Consider the following 18,722-nt stretch of genomic DNA (forward strand, 5'->3'; position numbering starts at 1 on the left):
GCTACTCTCAGTAGTATTATTTCTAACAGCGTTATTAAACAGAAATTATCATCTCATACTGAAGGAGCAGGCTAATGTAACGAGTTGTATTGTGAGCTGGATTTTATTTAGTTGCATAATTTTGGGAAAAATAGATCAACTTCATACTCACATAGGATTTGTAGCTACAACTGTCATCCGATATCCTCCAGAGCGATAACCTCTCACTACCACCCTATCAATACTGCGAGTCCCCGCCATACCATTGGGAAATGTCTTATCCAGCACAACGGGAAGCTCAGCGCACACGCGAGGGTCACCAGGAATATCTAACGTTAATCGGGATGCTTCACGCTGAGTTTTTCTCACCTTCCCTTTTAGGGCTTGCTCAGCATGCGCTTTATTCACAAAGGGCTCTGGCATTCGCTTATAGGGTGGATTGCCACTTTTAATCTCGTGAAGATTGCCGTTCTCATCCACCCATTGCGCTATCACCCCTCCTGCATTTTTTCGTGATGGCGTATCTAGCTGGCAATTAATAAAAGCTCTACAGCCGGGGCGATTGTCCGGTGGCACCGTGACCTCTACGGCGGGCATCTCTTTACCCGTGATGGTGTGAGTTCGCCCTCTCAACGCCAATACATACATGCCATCCATCGGCTTGGCTACTGCATCATATTGCTCTGCAATCCGAGTTAAAAATGCGGCGTCAGTTTCATCGGTCTGATCGGTATGCCCTAACGGGAGCGTATCTAATTCCGGATCGACTCGAGGTGTCAGGTGATGCGCTTCAACCACCTCCCTAAAGACCTCCCCCAGAGTTTTGCCATCCCAGCTGCGGGAGCGACGCTCTTTAAAGCCGGTCGAATCGTCTTTATCAAACAGTGCAGCAGTGGCCACAATGGTGATACGGCGCGGGAAAAGCCGTGGCGTGATGCGCGTTATTTTGAATGTTCCGATTTCGAGCACTTCAGTTTCTTTGTACCCTTCATACCATGTCAGTACGGCCCCTTCCTGTGGGATGCTATCCAATCCCTCGACATTCACCTCAAGTGTCAGCTGATCGGACTGCACACCACTGGCATCAATACGCTCAAAAGACTCTAATCGCGAATTAATGATGTCAGCCCCCTTTCCCGCACAGTAATGAACCGGGGTGATCCCAACTTTTAACTCCATACTCCCACCTGTTTGCTGACGCGTTGAATCACAGGTGCTTGCATCTGTAATACGATACCGGCCGGTAAAATCCGCGGCAACCGATATAACGCGGGATTTAACTGGTAAAGCAAGGCTTCGGTTTCATCGTCATCACGGCCCAGATAACGCCACATCAAATCCGGTAACGTATCACCCGCTTGCGTTCTGATGACTTGCATTATTGCGCTCCTGTTTTTTGATGTTCGGGTCACTGAACTCTTTCAAGGTGAGAGCGATTTCTTGCACCATGCAAATACCGTTATGCACCATCCTATCGCCCTGAAAATCAATGCTAACCAGCGTAAAGCGTCCCAAGTTGGTGCCATCGCTACGGACTAACGTGCGCGGTTTACCTTCCTCGCGGATGGCCAATAACTTGTCGTAGCTCTGCTGACCCTTAGAACCAAACCAAAGACCCCGTAAGGTAATTTGGTCCAGCTTCCGCCCCGTTTGTTGCTGCATCGGTAACCGGTTAAGTAATTCCACTTCTATCCAACCACCGTCAGCACTGCGGCTGAGTGAGTAAAGCGGGCTATCATCCCGCTCACTAAATAAGAAATCGCCAAACACGTATTGCGCCATCAATCACTCCCTAAACCGGCTAATGAAGCATCTAACCGTGTATCCAGTGATAATGAGTTGCTGAGTAATGAAGGAATGAGGTTGGAGAGTTGGGCCTGAATTTTCTGCGCCAGCGCGTTATCTTGCTCCGGATCCCCTGACGCCTTGATATCAAATTTAATCTCAAACTTGTTATCTACACTGACATCACGTGATGGAGCCTGCCTGATTTTCTCGGATGGATCGCCCTTAAACATGGCATCCGTTTTATTCTGGCTCTCTCCACCAAACCAACTGCCGATGCGGTTCGCAATCGCCGTCAAGATATCACTGCTTGCCAGCTGCTCGCCGATTGCACTACCGAGATCACCGCCCAATAATGAGCCGCCCAGACCGCCTAACGCACCACCCACCGCCGTGCCCACACCAGGCAAAATTAGCGTGCCCAATGCTGCGCCAGCCGATGCACCCGCCCAACCGCCGGCGGCGCTTCCCGCAAGGTCTCCAGCAACACTCCCTATCTGCTGACGATCACCGGTCATAACCGTGCTAGCCAGCGATGAACCTGCTAGTAGGTAATGCAGAGGTTTAAAGAACTTTCCGATCCGCTGCATAAGTGGCCCACCGGCATCCAGCACCTCGCGAGCCCCATCAGCCAAGTCTGCTCCGGTTGAGAGCATATCCGTGGCATCCGCAGATGCGGAAAAGCTCGCAATACCCGCGCCTAATCCCAGTAAGCTAAGCCCTTTACCCAAGCCCCGTTTCTTTCTGCGCCTTTTAGTGCGAGGGTGGATGCCGTCTATTGACTCCAATGGCAAAGCCCCGTGGGATTTTCCCATCCGGTCTAGCTGACGATTCACGGCCTCCAGCCCGCGCGCCGCACGTTCAGATGAGCGAGCGGTGCGGCTCGTCATATCACCTAACTTAGCCTTACCGATACGCCCCACTTGGATGATGTCGGAGACCAGCGAGCCTAGCCCTTTTAGGACCACGATCCCCACTTTCAGCCCAACCAGTGCGGCGCCGGCTTTCAATAACCAGCTCACGGTCGTTCTTGCTGACTCGGAAGTTTCCATCAGCTCGGAGCCGGCATCCGCTAATTTAGCCACCGGCTCTAGCAAGTCATCGACCATCGGCAGCAACATATCGCCCAGCGCGATGGAGATGCGCTCAATCTTGGCGCTTACCTGTGCAATACGGTGCGCCCGAGTTTGTGCTCTCGCGTCATACTCTTTTTGCATCGAGCCGAGATAAGCGCTGCTGTCCGCGGCCATATCGAGGGCTTTTTTCAGTAAGGTGGTATTGGTGGCCAACTTGGCCACTGCCCCTTTGACCTCCTCACCGAAAATCTGGCTGATGATGGCTCCTTGATCTTCAGGCTTGGCTTTTTTCAGCTTCTCGAGCACCTTAAACAAGGTACCGGCCGCATCTTTCTGCATGTCTTTCGCCAACTGCTCGGGATTAAACCCGATCATGGCCAAGGCCTCGCGCTGACTTTTGGTGGCAGAAAAGCCCTTGGTAAGTGCCCCTGAGATATTTTTCAGCGCTGTCGCGGCGGTTTCTTCAGTGGCCCCACCGGCCAACATGGCGGCAGCAAGACCGGCGGATTGCTTATCAGTAAAGCCCGCGCCCATGGCCGTCGCACCTTGGCGATTCATCACCGCAGACACATCCTTGGCACGCGCCTTCATCTCATTACTGATCTGATTGGTGTAGTCGGCCAGCTGCATGGCTTGGTCTTGGGTTAAGCCCATCGCGCTGCGCCACGTGGCTAAAATCTCCCCCGCTTCTCCCGAGGAAACATCATAGGCCCCCCCCATTTTTGCGGCCGATGCAGCAAACTCCAGCAGTTCATTACTGTCGGTTTTACCATCCGCCTTTTTACCGATCCCGGCTTCACCGGCCGCCGCCACAATGTCCGTCATCCCCGTTTGGGAGATCCCCAGCTCCGAGGCCAGTTTCATCATGCGGCGACGGGTGGCGTCTTCGTCGGCTTTATCTTTAAAATCGACGACCTTTTTCACGCCGGCAAAGCTGGCCTCATAATCAATCGACTTTTTCGCTAACGCGACCAACGGTGCGCCAGCGGCCACGGTAGCCATAATGTCACCACCCAACGCCCCACGCAGTTCTGCATTCTTCTGCATCTTGTCGTTGGCCGCATTGAGCGTTTTTAGCCGTTGTTCTTGTCGTTGCAGCGCGTGATTCGCCTTGTCTGTCGCCCGTTGTAGGCGATCTTGATAGGTCGCTAATCGGTTTGCCTCTGCCCCCGAGAGTTTAAGCGCACCGCCCAAGCGGGCTAACCGCTGTCGTTGTCCATCCATGGACCGCTCCAGCCGCGCAGCTTCACCGCTCAGTTTATGGGTTTCGCGTTGATGCTTGGCGGCCGCCTCCGCCGCTTTCTGATGAGCCGGTGTCAGACTGGCTATCTTCTGCTGTGCCTGCGCCATGGCGCGGCTTTGCGCCGCTGTCAGTGTGCCGTTTTGCCGCAACTCACGGTTCAAGGCATCAATCACCGCCTGAGCCTGATTCATCTCCTTGGCATAGCGACGCTGCTCTGCCGCGGCGATCCGCAAACTGGCCCCCTGTGCATCAGCGGCGCGTCGCGCCTCAGCTAAGCGGGTCGTGCTCTCTGCCAGTGAACGCTGCAATCCTTGATATTCACCCAGCAGCTTTTGTGAGCGCTCGAGCGCTTGCACCTGCTCACGGGTCTGGCCAATGGCCGTTTTGTATCGCTCAGCCGCTTTCCCCGCACTGTCAAATACTCGGGACAGCGCATCTTTCGCTTCCAGCGTGACCGAATATTTTTTACCCGTCATTCGGATACCTTTAATCTCGCCAGCGCCAGTGAGTACCGGCGCAACGCCGTGGGGATCCGCCATCCAAGGATTTCACGCTCAGTGGCGGAGTAAACTAAAGGAATGGTGTCTGTCAGTCGTTGGCAGTCGATGTCGGAAAGAAGTCCGCCGTTTCGGACAAAAAATCAGTCACCCTCTCGGTTAGCGTGTTCCAATCCGGCATGTGCATATCGAGCAGCGCATCAAAATCCAACTCGGTACAAGTGGAGACAATAACGAGGGTTTGCTGGAACGGATCGGTATGCTTACGCGCCTCCTGCTGCAAATGCACGGTCGGCGGTTGAATGGCAATTTGGCTCACGCGCCCTTTGAACTTGTCCTCGACAGGCACCAATAACACGGGCGCATCGGGATCAACTTCGGTAACCTTTTTGCCTTGCGCCATGGCTTGCTCAGCCAGAAAAGGCTGGGCCTTGCCGTTCACCATCGCGCGTACGTGGCGCAGAATGCTGTTGTAATCCGGTACGCACAATCGCAGGTATTCACTGTCAGACAGACCGGTCGAGCGCAGCAAGAGTGCCTTTTCAAACTTCATCAGTACCGCATCACTGGCCCCGTCTGATGCCCCATCCACCAAACCATATTCAGCACGCAACTCGCGCACCGTCCGTAATGGCAAGGTATGAATGTTCAAGGCAGTCAGCGGCTGCCCTTTGTCATCAACAATCGACCAGCGCAACGTGTGGGTTTTGCTATAGGCAGTGACAGACATAAAACCTCCAGATAAAAAAAATCCCTGCTCATGCAGGGATCCGTCATCAGGGAAAACTAAGGCGAAAGAGAATGCGGTTAGACCACCGCGGCGAGGACGTTACCCAGCCCCAAGTCCACAATGTTGGCGTTGCGATCGACATGAAATACGGTCTTTCCGTTCTCCAAACGACGCGCCGATTTGATGGAGAAATTGATCACATGCTGGCGTAGCTGTCCCATCTGGGTATTGCTCTGCTCAATGGCGGTGATTTCTGCCATTTGCCAAATCTCCTGCGCTTGGATCACCGCGCCATCTTCATCACGGAAGGTCTCAAAAATGGTCACGGGGATCAGTGCCCCCGCCGTTAAGCCATATTGGGATAGCATCGCGGGTGTCGCGCCTTTTAAGGTCAGCGCCCCCTTCATCGCCTCAATACCGACCCAGTGCTCACCGGCCACAAAGGAGCCGCCACGCGTGCCTTCCATCACTTTTTTGGGGTACGCCGAGGTGTAATCCTCAAACTCCAGCATTGAGGGAATACCGTTGAGCAATACCCGCATACCCAGTTTTGCTTGTGCGCCGGCCATTACAGCGTCTCCTCCAAAAATGATTTCACGATCCCCACATCCTCACGCAGGTGGAATACCATGTGCTCATTCGGACTGTATCCACCGTAGGCAATCACGATGTGCCATTCACCGTTCAGATACGCCTCCGGCGAGTTCAACGTCGGGTGCAAATAGACCTGTGCGGCAATCAGCGCACCGGCCGCCGCTTCCTGCGCTAACCACGCATTGAGGCTGTCGCATTGCTGCTGCATAAACTCAGCGGTCAGGTTTTCCCCCATCTTGCGATCAGCGGTTTTAATCAGTTTGCGGATGATGGCTTGCTCTAAGCCGACTTTATTGATGAAACGGCCGGATAACGTGCGGTTACCAATGACTGAGAAGCCCCCCACACTGGTGTGAGCAAAGTAGGTGATGCCATAGCGGTTCAGCAGATTGCCACCGCTGGCCTTATCCATGACGTTGTAATCAATGGTGCGCTGCGTATCGTCAATATTGACGTTCATTCGCCCTTTGCCCGGCACTTCCCACGGGTTAACCCGTGCCGCCGCCCCCAACAAATGCGGGACACCAGACATGTAGACGTAGCCTTTGGCCTTGGCAGACCAGACTTTGACAAACGGATCGACCAGTGTGGCCAAGTCATAACCCGTGCCAACCGTGCCCAGCGATTTACTGAAGTTAATCGCATCTTGATCGTTGGTCGATGGCCCATCCAGCACCGGCTGCGCGGAAATACGCAGTGCCATTTGCGCCAAGGCATCACACACCGCTTTATGGTTAAAGCCCGGTGCCGCGATATGGGTCAGCGATTCATCCGTGCTAATCAGGGCTTGAATACCAGTACGACGACCGGTGTCCGGATCAACCTTGCCAATGATATTGGCTACGGTTCCGGCAGGCGTCAGGTCTTTACCTTTCACCGTGATTTGTGTGCCTTGGGTCAGGTCGGCAACGCGCAAGGTGCCGTTTTGACTCAACGTTAAGGTGTTAACCTCACCCACCGTGTAAATCTGCACCGCCGCACTTTTTTCTCCCACCACGGCCGTCCAGCTGTTAACGGCGCTCCCGCTGACCGATTCCAATAACGTTGAGCTATCAACAATCACCTGAATGGGACCGCCATCTTCCTGAGAGGCTGACACGACCGTCATGGTGTAATCCTTGGCGGCCGGCTCCAAATCGGTCTCTTCACGCTCAATCACCACGTAAATGGGGACATTGGCCACCTTTTGGATTTCGGTGACCGCACGCCACAGCGTCCCGCGCTCATTACCGGTTTTATCCAGCATGGCGGCTTGTACGGGGGTATTAATGCGCCACGCTTTACTGCGCGGGATTTGTGGATCGGCATCTGGCGCGGTCCCCACAAGCCCCAATACCACACCGCCTAGCGGTCCCATGGGCTGCGGTGCCGGCTGGCTCAAAATGGAAATACCATTGTGTACGAAGCTGGTAATTTCAGGCATGACCTACCTCCTCGCGACGACGCGGTTTCTCTTTACTGGTGAGCGCCTTGATGTAGCCGATACGGAGCAAGTGTTCGGACTCCAAATCGGTCAGTTCGCAGGATTGCCCCTGCTCCACCCAGCGCGGTTGGTTGGGAAGTTCAAAGCCAATCCGCGCGATATAGCGTTTTTTCGTCATAAAAATCCCATAAAAAAACCCGCACCAAGGCGGGTCTGCAACAACACGAGGTTATGGCGCTAATGGCCAATCAATATCTGGGGCTAAGTGGGTATCTACGCGACTGAGCAACACGCGGTACCGCTTTAAATCGGCCAATAACGCCGTTTCTTCCGCAGAAGCCATGCCTAAATCCACCGCATCCTGCAGCGGTGCGATTCGCTCTCCCGCCTGCCGCAATAGCATATTTTTCTGAGTATTCGCTTGTTCGATTTGTGCCTGCTTCTCGGCTACCGGATCTTTTACCCATTGAGAGCCATCCCAACGCTCATATTCTCCATTCGGTGCCTGCAATACCGTGTTTTCCGGCAGTGGCCCCAGTGAATCAATAAATACAGCCTCCGCCGTATCTGTGCGGTAAACAGTAGTTCCTCGATGATCCTCAACCAGTGACCACACCTGTGATTGCTCATCCCATACAGCCACATAGGACGTGGGGATCTCCGGAGGGGCACAAAGCGTACAATTTGCCGGCAAGCCGGTATGAGGTGCGATATATGCATCCCCTGCACCAATAAATTCATGGGTATCTGCCCGCAAGTTATAAACCCGTAATATTTGCGGTTTATCCGACATTGCAAAACTCATCATGCTAATTTCACCATGTAATTTAATGCGATGTTTCTTACCGTGTTTTCTGCGTTACCCGTGGCACTGATACTCACAGTGTGACCATGCGAACCAATGCTGATGCTGTGTGTATGCGCGCCGATATAAACTGTATGCGCATGGTTCCCTGCCGCATTGGTGCTAGGGCCTCTGCCATACCCATCTGTACCTGTTTGTCGCCATGGATTGTTCGCACCTACACCAGAATAGGGGTCAATCCCGTCATGTTGGTGATTCCCGGTGGTGTTTGTGGTTTTAGTACCGTAATCAAAAGAACTGGTTGTTCTACTGCCTAAGTCAGTATTCGATACACTGGCGGCGTGTCCGTGAGATTTGATGCCATCTTGCTCTAAGCTCAGTACCGCACGCCCATTAGGTTTCCCTTTAATGGTTTGTCCACGCATATCGGGCAATACACCTGACGGATATGCATTCGCCAGCAATGGATACTGCGCCTTATTAAAACTTTGTCCCTGCATCAGTACATAACCCGGAGGTGGCGTATCCGATGGCCACGGCAATGGCACTCCAACAGGCAAGGTATTGCCAACTTCAACCCAATCGCGCCATGGCCCATTTGTGCCGTTCCAACTTCCCGTTAAGCCACGGCAAAATTTACGGCATGAACCAAAGGTGGTGTATTCCTGCTGACATCCATAGGCCGAAGGTGTCACAACCAATGTGCCGGCCTCCGCTAACGGATAATGGTGTTCGGTTGTCGCCCCTGCATTCGCCGGCTGGTAATACACGCCTCGATGAGCCAGAGAGCCCAAGGTATTTAAATCGACCGATAGCGGCTGCTCACTAATTGGGAAAGCGGCCTGACTCATGCGTTTACGCAGTTCATTAATCGCTTTTGGGGTAGCGGCGAGCTTCTCACTCTCACTGTCGAGAGCGCTGGAGAGTTGAACCAAACCACGTTTAGCGGTCGTCGCATCCTCAGCGGTATATTTACCTGCCGCTAAGTCGTGAACGGCCTTCACCGCTTTCGGCGTTGCCGCTAGTGTCTCGGACGTGCTATCAGTCGTACTACTTAGCTGAACCAGACCACGCTTACTCGTAGTGGCATTCTCTGCCGTGTATTTGCCTGCGGCCAAGTCACGCACCGCTTTCACCGCCTTGGGTGTTGCGGCGAGTGTCTCTGAGGTACTCTCTGTGGCGCTGCTCAGCTGCACAAAGCCCTTCTCCGTCAATGACGCCTCAGGGTGGTTGCGGCTTTCTTCATGGCGTTGAATTTCTCGCTTCAAATCCGCCAACGTCGGCCACACCACAGACGGATCGATAGTGACATTCACCACGCCAGCATTCTGGGGAATGAAGCGCAGCCGGTACAAATAGCTTTTGGCTTCCCCCGAGGTGATCAGCGGTTTGAAGTCCCCTGACACCCGTCGATAGGCGTACAAGATGCCGTTATCCAAGATGGCTGACATCTCATTGATGTAATACCCCGTGCCATTAATGGCATGTTCGGCCGGTATGGCGCACTCCGCCACAAAGACACCGGGGTTCTTTTCATCCTGATAAACCTTGGCCGGAAACTCGGCAATTTTATTGACCATGGCCGTCAATCCCATCGGCGATTGGTCATCCGGTAGGACGCCATTACCAATCCCGATTTTGGCAATGTTGACGACCTTACCCAAAGCGTGTGCTGTACTTTCGTAGTTCAGACCCGCCTGAGTCAGGTAGCCGCGATAATCTTTACTCATCGGATAGCCGCCTCAGAATCTGAAATGATATAAACCTCACCCACCACTGCGTGGTATACCCCATAATCATCCGAACGCAGTGCCGGAGCCCACGGCTCACAATCACTCACCACACCGGACTCGGCATAAATCGCCGTATACAATGCAACATCTGCCGCTCTAACCAACTCCAAAGCCACGATATCCCGCTCGGCCTTGTAGGTATTAATACGTGCAATAATCCGCCGTGACGTGGCCTCATCCAGCTGGGCATCGGGTAAATTGGCCACAAGCTTCAACTCGTAAGGCCGGCCGGTTTTGGTAATTTCCGCCTCAACACCCAGGGCACTTAAGGCAAACATCAGCCCATAGCGCGAGCAGCTTTTAGACTGAATAACCAAACCATTGGCGGTGACATTACGCCGTGCTTGTAGTGAGTCTTCCGGAAACCAGTCCGACACCCCACGCTCAATGGCGAGCGCTGGTAAAAACTGGGCCGGTGTACACATGGCATCAAAGAGTCCAGCAGTCGGTGAACGCGCCTCTTGTTGGTGTAACTCGGCCTCTATCAGCCGTAACAACGCGGACTGCAAGGGAGTGCGGTTATCCGGGAGCGAGTCACTCATACGCCACCTCCAACTTGATGCCGGTACAATACGGCGCCGTTTTGTAGTCACACACAATGCTGGCCGCCGGCTCACTCAATTCAACACGCACCACCCTTTGTGCCTGCTGCAAGGTGAAATACAACATCGACAGATCTACCCGTCCGTTCAGGCGGTGCGTGGCTTGCGCGTATTCCTGCAAGGCCGCGGTCACCGGCTCGATATCAATCAGTCCATCCGGCGTAGGCCGACCATACAGTTTGGCGTGGATTTTATAGTGGGTGATCGTCGGCGCTTTGACCGACAGGACATCGGTCTCCAGCTCAATGTCATCCCGAGACAAGTAGGCCGCAACCTCCTTGATCAGCGCCTCCGAGGGGATCCCCTCGGCCGTCTCGCGTGACAAAATGTAGAGGGAGACGTTACCGGTGCCCGGCGCTTCACAACGTGCCTGCGCATCCAGCACTTTGCCCACCGGACTTTCGTCAGCGAAGCGGTAGCGCAAGACCACTTCATTGGCTTGTGGCTTCTCGACCGAAATGGTCGGCCGTTCGCCCAATGTCATGGCATGAAACCGGTAAGCGGTTCGGCTGCCCGTGGTGCCAAATCCAAACGGGGCCAGCAAGGCGCGGATCAGCAAGTCCCGATCGCTTTCCATCTCGTCAGGCTGGGGTGGATAAGCATTCGGGTTGCCCTTTTTTAACGTTTGCCGGAAAACCCCAAAATCCGCCGCCCGCGCATCCAGTGAATCCCCTTTGGCAAACAGCATCAGCAAACTTTCAAACTGCTTGTTGCGCTTACGATCTTCAAAGACCATCACTTCCGTCAGGTACTGCAGCAAAATCGTCAGGATTTCTGCATCGTTTTCTAATGTCTGTTCGACGGCAGTGACATCCTCGGGGCGGATCGCCGTGAGGCATTGCAAGAAGGCCTGTTTTAAGCGTGGATACTTCTGAGAAAAGGGTTCATATTGCAACGCCTGCGGGACGGGGATCCGGTCTATCGCCGGATTAAACATGTACCTTCACCTCCACATATTCCCCCTCGTAATGGCCAAAAATCGACACAAAAAAACCCGCGTCGGCGGGTTTAAGTTCGATTCGCTTGGGGCTGAAATCCGTGATGCCATTCGCGGGGTCCGCCATGGCATCAAACATGTCCGCCTTGATGAGTAAGGCGACATCTGGCGATACATTTCGCCCCAGATAATCAGGAACATGGCAGCCAAAGGCGCGTCGGCGGTACCGACTCCCCTGACGGGTAGTAAAGAGTTGCTGTAAGCGGCTGGCCAGTTGTTCGAAACCGCGGAGAGTGCGCCCTGTGCGCGCGTCCATCCCGAACATATTCCCCTCATTGCGTGTGACTGACCGCCCCCACCATCGGCTCACCGTGTGGGTGACGGTGTGAATTATAGATAGTGCGATCGTCTGACAGGTTGCGAACCTGATCGCCGAGCTCACCATGTACATTGCGCACATAGGGCGTATCGACGAACTCCACCCCGCCTGGGGCATGGATAACCAATTTCCCGACCGCTTTATCCCAATACAGGTAACTCTGCGCTATCTGGGTATACACCCAATCGGGGTTATCGGTGGGAAACGGGAAGTCGTCAGAATCAATACCGACTAAGGCAATGCAGCCTTGCAAGTTATCACCGGCACCGTAATTGAGCAGTAGCGTGGTTTCCCCCACGGAGGGCTGGCGGTAATGCGCCACATCCCCCGCCGCGGCGGAAAACCATTTGATCGGTGGCGTCGTATTTTTACCGACCACCACGGTACAACGGTGACCCGATACTGACTGAATACGCCCGAGCAAAATCGCATTATTCGCGCGGCGCCGCCCAGACTCAATCTGCGCCTCGAGCAAGGCAATCCGATCTAATAAGGGGGCAAGGCGCATCGCGATAATCTGATCTAACGCATCATGCATAGTCACCTCACAGAAGCGGCTGATATGCGTTGGGGTCATCCGGATTATCTGGATTTACGGCAAACCTCACGCCATCACGGATAGGCGACGGGGTGAACGCCCCTGCACCTAAGTACAGCGGTTGGATCCATTGCACACCACGACTTTCTACCCCATCCACTCCCAGCATAAAGCCGGTATCACCGTTCACTTGAATATCCGGCTGGCCACAACAAGAAGCCGATAAACCGAACGTGTTTAAGTCAATCACGCGCTCAACCTCTGAGGCCAAATCAATTGCCACCAACACCGCGCGCGGTACTGACGCCGGCACGACACAATGTGCGGTAATAAGAAATTGGTGTTGATAGCGACCATCTGGCCGGCGCGTTCCGGGGTGTGCATCCTCGAATTGGATAAAGACCGCCGGACCGTTTAAGGGCACTGACCCAAAGTCCTCATAGCCCAGCACGGGAATATCCCCGACCAAACGGGTCGTCAACCCAGCCACGAGGCGGTCATAGTACTGACTAGGGCTTTCAATCATTTCAGCCATGTCCTCCTCCTGCCGCTAACTTGCTGCGCCCCCGTAAATCCGTCTCGAAATGGCGCAAAAAGATATCCGGCAAATTCAAAAACACCTCATCCTCCAACGCCACAATCATCTCATCGTCAATCGGCACACGGATCCGCTCGAGCGGGGTCCGCTGCTTCCCCTTACGTCGCCAAACCCCTCGCCGTCCGCGAATGACCGCCACAAAAGCCTGTTCGTGATAAGTCCCCCGAATCATCAGGCCGCCTGCTGCTTTGCGAACGCCGCCTTTAAACAGCAAGGGATCAAGGTCATTCAAGCCAAACCAAAACTTGAGCTCAGCGCTATCCTGACCGGGCTTTAAGTAGGCTTGCACACGCCGTTTCAAACTTCGCTGTACGGGACGCAGACCAAGGCGTTCACGCATCAGGTTTAACGCCTGCTTACGGATAGTGATTTCGGTTCGCTTCATGGCGCGGTGATATGCCATGCGAATGGCTTTATCGCTCAAGGCCGAGAACTGCAACAGCATCCGCTCCAGCACATCGTCATCAATATGCATGTACAGCAGGCTCATCGCGTAAATCTCACCCCATTTCCGGAAGGTAAACGCTGCTCACTCACTAAGCCCAGCACCAGTATGGTGCTGATTGCATCGGGGTAGATGACATCGACAACCATCCGCATGCCTTGTGGCGTTTTAACCTTGGCACCAATCAGTGCGCGCTCTAATCGTTCACCCAACACAGACAATGCCCCATGCTCACAAACGGCGGCAAAGGGACGTGGCGAGGTGCTACTGCCACTCCCTTTTCCCAGCGATTGTTGTGAGTCATAAATCGCGCGAATAGACCGCTGTTGACCAGACGAAAGCTCAAAAATAAAGTCAGCCGCCATATGCTCCATGATGGCTTCATCAGCCCGCTGCAAAGCGCTATCAAACAGCACATCTAAAGACGCCATATCACACCACCTGAATCAGCCCACGCTGACTCAACTCAGGCACCCACACTGGCGCTAGCCAACATGACTCCCCTTTTAACACCAGACTTATCGGCTGGCCTTCGGCGTTGAACGCATCGGTATGTAAGGTCACTAATGCGGTCACATGAACGCGCTCAGCCTGCGAATCAAATGAGTTCACATCTTCACTCGGTGCTTCTTCCGGCGCGCTGGCCATTTCCGCCAATTCCTCCTGCGCTTCACGTACACGCTGCTGCAAATCAGCCAACGAGCCCGTCACGGGTAACTTACGCCCTAATTGCTCACTGAGCGCATTCAATTGCGTAATCAATTCCTCTTTCTGCGACATGCTTCGCTCCTCAAAAATCATGCCCCATTCAGGGGCATGCTCATGGGCATTACGCCAATTTCACGGATACAAATTCGTCGGCATCCGCCAAAATCATCAGCGGTGCAGATTGGGTCATGGTGTACTCATGCGCAGGGTCACCGGTTTGGATCCAGTTTTTCGGGAAGCGCGTCCCTTTCACGACCCCTTCTCGGATAATCTCGATATCCTGACAACCCCCATAGGTACGCAGACCGCGCGCATGGGTGTTGCCCAGCACCATCGTCAGTTCAGGCAGGTAGTTTTGCTTTTTCCCCTTCACGATATGCTGGCCGCTGTACACCACAATCGCGACATCACCGAACATCCCTTTGTACGACACGGCTTGGCCCAGATCTTTTAACGCGGTTTCCAACACCGAATTGGAGCCGCGGCGGATATCCAGCTTCTCATTCACTTTTTTGAAGGAGCGGAACAGCGCCCATCCTTTCGGGTCAAATACGATGATGTTGATCACGCCACTGGCCTGCAGGGCATACGCTTCAATGTCTTCGGTGGGGTCATAGGTGGCTTTATCTTTTTTCGACCATTCCGCGCCGCCCGCCTGTGTGATGTTGTTGCCGGCGCTGCGCTGCATATCCACTTCGACTGGCTCAAAATCCTCACCTTCCATAATGTAGCGGCCATGCAACACGGCATCGACGGCCTGACGCTCTTCAATTTGCTGAATGGCCAACTCTTCATCTTTGAGGTTTTGCAAAATCAGGCGCTTGCGGCGGTAGGCCGGATCATTCAAGTTCTGCGGGTCTTCATCCGCCAACTGCGTCACCACCATGCCCGGCGTGACTTCATGCTTCGGCTTCACATAGCCGGGTTTGAATTGTTGGCGCAGACCACCACGGGTACGCAGTACCTTGCCGGATACCGTTGGCGAGACATACACCGCCATATCCACTTCACCTGGGATTTTGGCCAGATTCACTTCCTCGGTATCGAAGGTATAGGTCTCACGGAAGAACAGACGCAAAAACAGCTGATCAAACTTAAATTTTTGCTGCGTCGCAGTCAGCAGCTTATGAGTCGTATACATCGACATAGCGTTACCTATAAAAAAGCCGCATCCGCGGCCTTCAATCATTGAACAGACAATCACACCACGCTGAGCGCAGTGCCAACAAACGCATTACGTTTAAGGTGCTCATCCGAGACACCGTGTGGCCACTGAATATCCTCCAAACGCCACGACCCACTTTTGAAATAGGTCACCTGCGTTGCAGAATCAGCGACACTTAAGGCAAGCAGTCCCACTGCGGTACCCGCTTTAGTCCCATCCCATGCCACCAATTTTCCCGTTTCGTTTAACATCAACGGGGTCAATGCGGGTGTCGCCGCGCTTAAGTCGGCTGCACCGCGGGCGGTGTACACCGGATCGCTATCGCCCAATGGCTGAAAATAGGTCAGTACTTCTTCGCTCATTGCCCCTCCTTACACCGGGATCGCCAGTAAGTCGTTATCGTCAGCCCCGACAGGCGCTGAGGCCGACGTGACCGGTGCCGGCGCGCCGCGCATCATGTCATCTAAGGCCGTTTCACTGCGCGTCTGCGCACTGAGTGGTGCGGCCGCCATAATGCGTCGTGCATCCTCGACGGTCATACTCGGCGTTTTAGCCAACACCTGCGCCATCGCTTCACGCCCGTTCGCCTCTTCACAGCCGAGGATCCCCATAATGCGTGCATTCTCAGCCGCCACGGCGTCAGCCACCGCCGCGGATAACTGCTCCGCTGAAATCCCCGCCACACTCTGCGCCGCCTCTGTCAGCTGGTTATCAGCAGAATGGTTTTCTTGCATGACTCCTCCCGTAATCACGGTTTTTGATGAATGGGTTAATGCCTCGCGCATCACGCCGATAGCATCTGAATTAATCACTAGCTGGTCTGCCAGCCCGATATCCAACACCTCAGCGCCGGCATACACGGCAGCTTCTGTCGCGAGAACATCGTCAACCGACAAGCCGGTATAACAGGCAACCTTCTCGGCAAATCGCTGCCGCGTCATATCCATCTGCGCCTGAAACTGCTCACGTACGCTGTCCGGCAACGCGCTATACGGGTTACCCTCCACCTTGTGCTGGCCGCTATACAGCAAGGTGATCTCGACTCCCTCTTTGGCCATCGCGCCGGCATAGTTACTGTGCGCCATCATCACGCCAATGGAGCCAGTTCGAGCGGTTTGTGTAATAAGGCGGTGGCTGGCAGCGCTTGCTATCAACTGGCCGGCACTGCAGTGCATGTCATTGGCCAAGGACCAGATCGGCTTTATCGCGCGCATCCGCGCAATGACATCCGCACAGTCAAACGCCCCGGCTACCATCCCGCCAGGGGTGTCCATATCTAACAGCACCCCGTCTACATCGGGATCGGCCATGGCTTGATTCAAGCGCGCCACAATCCCGTTGTAGCCCGTCATCCCCGAATAGGGCTTCACACTGCGCGTCTTACTCACCAAGGTGCCAGATATTGGGATCACAGCAATCCGCTCCGCCACGGAATACGGTCGTGGCTCTCGGCGTCCCGCGTGCTCCTGAAAGGCCGCTAACTCCTGTGAGGTCGCTAACGATTCACCGGTGGCATCACGGATGGCCGCAATCCCCATCTGCTCGGCTAACGCGCAAAAGAAAACCCGCGCATAGGCGGGTTCAAGTAGTAAGGGTTGGTTAAATGCCAACCCCGCGATATGGGGAAGATTACGCAGCATCAGCCTCCTCCTTTGTGGTGTTCTTCAATTGTGTTTGGAAGGCGGTGGCCGCCCATGCCGGTGGCGCGAGACCTTTATTTTTGCGCTCGAGGGTCTCGCGCACTTGCTGGGCAAAGACATCTTCATAATCCAAGCCTCGCTTGGCACATTCGATTTCATAGGTGCTCAAGCCGCCTTCAATCAGCATGACCGCCTCTTGCACCTCTTTTAATCCATCAATGGCTAAACGTCCGGCACCAATCCACTCACATTTGGCCCATGAACAGCGCGCTTCTTGGAAAGAAAATCGCGCCTTAGCCGGTAATCTCACCACGCCGCGGACAATCGCCTCCTCCAGCCAGCACAAAAACATCTGGCTCGCCTGACGCGAAGCGATGAATTTGCGTCGCCCCATGAAGTAGTGCCACGACTCATTCGCACTGGCGCGTGCCGTGGAGTAACTCAGTTGCTGGTAATTACGGGATAGCTGCTCATACGATACGCCCGTACCGGCCGCGATGTAGCAGAGCAACGATTGTTCTAGCGCAGAGAAGCCGTTATCCGCATTCTGGGCGGTTTGTAAGTTGAGGGAGTCGCCAGGGAAAAGATGCGGCACCTTGGCACCACCCAATTTAACTTGGGCATTGAGGTAGTAAGCGGCCATTTGTGCCAACATCCCTTCTAATGGAGGCGTGACACCACCGGCTTTACTGCTCTCTCCCGCGCCTAAAATGAACTCCATCGCCGCTTCCGTATCCAATTCACTTTCAATCGTGGCGGCATACATGGCTTTGACGATGGCGCTCTGTAACTGGGTTTGCTGGAGCGTATCGAGCATTTTCATTTGCTCCATGACGCTATAAAACCGGTTAGCACCGCGGGTTTGCCCATCCTCTTGCGGCTCAAAAACATGGATCATGGCCGGACGCCCATTGGGCATTTCTCGGGGGATCCGCGTCCATTTTCTCGCTGTCCAGCCCGGATACGCATCATCAGCCACATGGTAAGCCAACGCCGCGCCGGCACTGTTTATCTCGACCCCAGCACGCAGCCCGGTCTCATCACAGCGACCAAACGGATTACAAATCCGCTTAGGACTGACCATTTTGAAGCGTGTGCGAAATAGGGTGTGCGTATCACTGTCCCAGCACGGCTGAACAAAAATCTCGCCATTGAAGGCATGGACCGCTACCCCTTCACGGATCATCATGGTGAAGGTTCGCTTGCGCTCGGCATCAATGTAGCAGTGGTTATCCTCGGCATACTCTGCCCACGCATCCTCCACGTCTCGCGCGAACGCACGCGCTTCGGCTTCACCAATGCCTAAATAACGCCAGTTAGGCCGATAACTGAGTCGAAAGAACGACCCCACAATATGATCCTGATGTAGCTGGATAACATTGGCGGCAAAGCCATTGTTACGCACCAAATCATCTGCACGCGCATTCCCGCGCGCCAATACCGGCAATAAGGCCGCATCGGCACTTTCTGGTGCGGGGCTCCACTCTTTAAGCTGACCACCAAAGCCGCTGCCACCCCCTGAAAACCCCGCGAATTGGCGTAGTGGCGTCACCCCATCGGGGGCAAGAAGTTGCGAATTCATACATAAAACCCTGCCGGACGACGACGACGGCTCATGCCCGACTGCGCCTCTAACTCTGCGATATAACGTTTCAATTCACTGACATTGGCGGCCGTAAACTCAACCCGTCGCCCCTCTTTTTGTACCGAGGTCACCCGCTTTCCGGTCATCAAATCATGCAGTGCTTTACGGGCTGCCAGTAAATCAGCCTGCGTAGCCATACC

The 18,722-nt window shown here is 54.3% G+C and carries 23 protein-coding genes; all 23 read right to left on the reverse strand.

Going from position 1 to position 18,722, the window contains the following annotated elements:
* Positions 1 to 147: 147 nt before the first annotated feature.
* Positions 148 to 1,158, reverse strand: coding sequence for a contractile injection system protein, VgrG/Pvc8 family (locus NCTC9997_RS08645; protein WP_064977854.1), 1,011 nt, complete (start codon positions 1,156 to 1,158; stop codon positions 148 to 150).
* Positions 1,149 to 1,358 carry a tail protein X gene (locus NCTC9997_RS08650; RefSeq protein ID WP_064977855.1) on the reverse strand — a complete coding sequence of 70 codons (210 nt, stop codon included), beginning with the start codon at positions 1,356 to 1,358 and terminating at the stop codon, positions 1,149 to 1,151. Before NCTC9997_RS08650 ends, NCTC9997_RS08645 begins: the two co-directional genes overlap by 10 nt.
* On the reverse strand, positions 1,330 to 1,761 hold the full coding sequence (locus tag NCTC9997_RS08655; protein WP_010863340.1) for a phage tail protein: 432 nt from the start codon (positions 1,759 to 1,761) through the stop codon (positions 1,330 to 1,332). The genes NCTC9997_RS08650 and NCTC9997_RS08655 overlap by 29 nt, the downstream gene beginning before the upstream one ends.
* Positions 1,761 to 4,622 carry a phage tail tape measure protein gene (locus NCTC9997_RS08660; RefSeq protein WP_064977856.1) on the reverse strand — a complete coding sequence of 954 codons (2,862 nt, stop codon included), beginning with the start codon at positions 4,620 to 4,622 and terminating at the stop codon, positions 1,761 to 1,763. Before NCTC9997_RS08660 ends, NCTC9997_RS08655 begins: the two co-directional genes overlap by 1 nt.
* Before the next feature lie 49 nt (positions 4,623 to 4,671).
* Positions 4,672 to 5,310 (reverse strand): hypothetical protein, encoded by a 639-nt coding sequence (locus NCTC9997_RS08665; protein WP_064977857.1) that lies wholly within the window; start codon positions 5,308 to 5,310, stop codon positions 4,672 to 4,674.
* Positions 5,311 to 5,387: 77 nt separating this feature from the next.
* Entirely contained in the window at positions 5,388 to 5,879 is a 492-nt protein-coding gene (locus NCTC9997_RS08670; protein WP_010863337.1) for a phage major tail tube protein, read from the reverse strand.
* Entirely contained in the window at positions 5,879 to 7,327 is a 1,449-nt protein-coding gene (locus NCTC9997_RS08675) for a phage tail sheath protein (RefSeq protein WP_064977858.1), read from the reverse strand. Before NCTC9997_RS08675 ends, NCTC9997_RS08670 begins: the two co-directional genes overlap by 1 nt.
* The gene (locus NCTC9997_RS08680) at positions 7,320 to 7,505 is read right to left on the reverse strand and encodes a hypothetical protein (protein WP_064977859.1); all 186 of its coding nucleotides are present in this window, start codon (positions 7,503 to 7,505) and stop codon (positions 7,320 to 7,322) included. The genes NCTC9997_RS08675 and NCTC9997_RS08680 overlap by 8 nt, the downstream gene beginning before the upstream one ends.
* Before the next feature lie 51 nt (positions 7,506 to 7,556).
* Positions 7,557 to 8,132, reverse strand: coding sequence for a tail fiber assembly protein (locus tag NCTC9997_RS08685; protein ID WP_064978485.1), 576 nt, complete (start codon positions 8,130 to 8,132; stop codon positions 7,557 to 7,559).
* Positions 8,132 to 9,862 (reverse strand): tail fiber protein, encoded by a 1,731-nt coding sequence (locus NCTC9997_RS08690; protein WP_064977860.1) that lies wholly within the window; start codon positions 9,860 to 9,862, stop codon positions 8,132 to 8,134. Before NCTC9997_RS08690 ends, NCTC9997_RS08685 begins: the two co-directional genes overlap by 1 nt.
* Positions 9,859 to 10,467, reverse strand: a complete 609-nt coding sequence (locus NCTC9997_RS08695; RefSeq protein ID WP_064977861.1) for a phage tail protein — start codon at positions 10,465 to 10,467, stop codon at positions 9,859 to 9,861. The genes NCTC9997_RS08690 and NCTC9997_RS08695 overlap by 4 nt, the downstream gene beginning before the upstream one ends.
* The gene (locus NCTC9997_RS08700) at positions 10,460 to 11,464 is read right to left on the reverse strand and encodes a baseplate assembly protein (RefSeq protein ID WP_064977862.1); all 1,005 of its coding nucleotides are present in this window, start codon (positions 11,462 to 11,464) and stop codon (positions 10,460 to 10,462) included. The genes NCTC9997_RS08695 and NCTC9997_RS08700 overlap by 8 nt, the downstream gene beginning before the upstream one ends.
* On the reverse strand, positions 11,457 to 11,789 hold the full coding sequence (locus NCTC9997_RS08705) for a hypothetical protein (protein WP_010863330.1): 333 nt from the start codon (positions 11,787 to 11,789) through the stop codon (positions 11,457 to 11,459). The genes NCTC9997_RS08700 and NCTC9997_RS08705 overlap by 8 nt, the downstream gene beginning before the upstream one ends.
* A gap of 7 nt (positions 11,790 to 11,796) precedes the next feature.
* Positions 11,797 to 12,420, reverse strand: a complete 624-nt coding sequence (locus NCTC9997_RS08710; protein WP_082935527.1) for a phage baseplate assembly protein V — start codon at positions 12,418 to 12,420, stop codon at positions 11,797 to 11,799.
* Positions 12,389 to 12,916 carry a hypothetical protein gene (locus tag NCTC9997_RS08715; protein WP_064977864.1) on the reverse strand — a complete coding sequence of 176 codons (528 nt, stop codon included), beginning with the start codon at positions 12,914 to 12,916 and terminating at the stop codon, positions 12,389 to 12,391. The genes NCTC9997_RS08710 and NCTC9997_RS08715 overlap by 32 nt, the downstream gene beginning before the upstream one ends.
* Complete coding sequence (locus tag NCTC9997_RS08720; protein ID WP_064977865.1) at positions 12,909 to 13,469, reverse strand: hypothetical protein; 561 nt, start codon at positions 13,467 to 13,469, stop codon at positions 12,909 to 12,911. Before NCTC9997_RS08720 ends, NCTC9997_RS08715 begins: the two co-directional genes overlap by 8 nt.
* Positions 13,466 to 13,855: a hypothetical protein gene (locus NCTC9997_RS08725; RefSeq protein ID WP_064977866.1), complete on the reverse strand. Its 390-nt coding sequence runs from the start codon at positions 13,853 to 13,855 to the stop codon at positions 13,466 to 13,468. The genes NCTC9997_RS08720 and NCTC9997_RS08725 overlap by 4 nt, the downstream gene beginning before the upstream one ends.
* A 1-nt stretch (position 13,856) precedes the next feature.
* On the reverse strand, positions 13,857 to 14,204 hold the full coding sequence (gpFI, locus tag NCTC9997_RS08730; protein ID WP_064977867.1) for a DNA-packaging protein FI: 348 nt from the start codon (positions 14,202 to 14,204) through the stop codon (positions 13,857 to 13,859).
* Between the two features lie 49 nt (positions 14,205 to 14,253).
* Positions 14,254 to 15,279: a major capsid protein gene (locus NCTC9997_RS08735; protein WP_064978486.1), complete on the reverse strand. Its 1,026-nt coding sequence runs from the start codon at positions 15,277 to 15,279 to the stop codon at positions 14,254 to 14,256.
* Positions 15,280 to 15,332: 53 nt separating this feature from the next.
* Positions 15,333 to 15,659 (reverse strand): head decoration protein, encoded by a 327-nt coding sequence (locus NCTC9997_RS08740; RefSeq protein WP_010863323.1) that lies wholly within the window; start codon positions 15,657 to 15,659, stop codon positions 15,333 to 15,335.
* 9 nt (positions 15,660 to 15,668) lie between these two features.
* Positions 15,669 to 16,937: a S49 family peptidase gene (locus tag NCTC9997_RS08745; RefSeq protein ID WP_064977868.1), complete on the reverse strand. Its 1,269-nt coding sequence runs from the start codon at positions 16,935 to 16,937 to the stop codon at positions 15,669 to 15,671.
* On the reverse strand, positions 16,927 to 18,519 hold the full coding sequence (locus NCTC9997_RS08750) for a phage portal protein (protein ID WP_064977869.1): 1,593 nt from the start codon (positions 18,517 to 18,519) through the stop codon (positions 16,927 to 16,929). Before NCTC9997_RS08750 ends, NCTC9997_RS08745 begins: the two co-directional genes overlap by 11 nt.
* A complete protein-coding gene (locus NCTC9997_RS08755) occupies positions 18,516 to 18,719 on the reverse strand; it encodes a phage head-tail joining protein (protein WP_010863320.1) in 204 nt (67 codons plus the stop codon). Before NCTC9997_RS08755 ends, NCTC9997_RS08750 begins: the two co-directional genes overlap by 4 nt.
* Between the last annotated feature and the right edge of the window lie 3 nt (positions 18,720 to 18,722).

It is taken from the genome of Plesiomonas shigelloides (assembly GCF_900087055.1).
In the GTDB taxonomy this organism is placed as follows: domain Bacteria; phylum Pseudomonadota; class Gammaproteobacteria; order Enterobacterales; family CAMTGL01; genus Plesiomonas; species Plesiomonas shigelloides.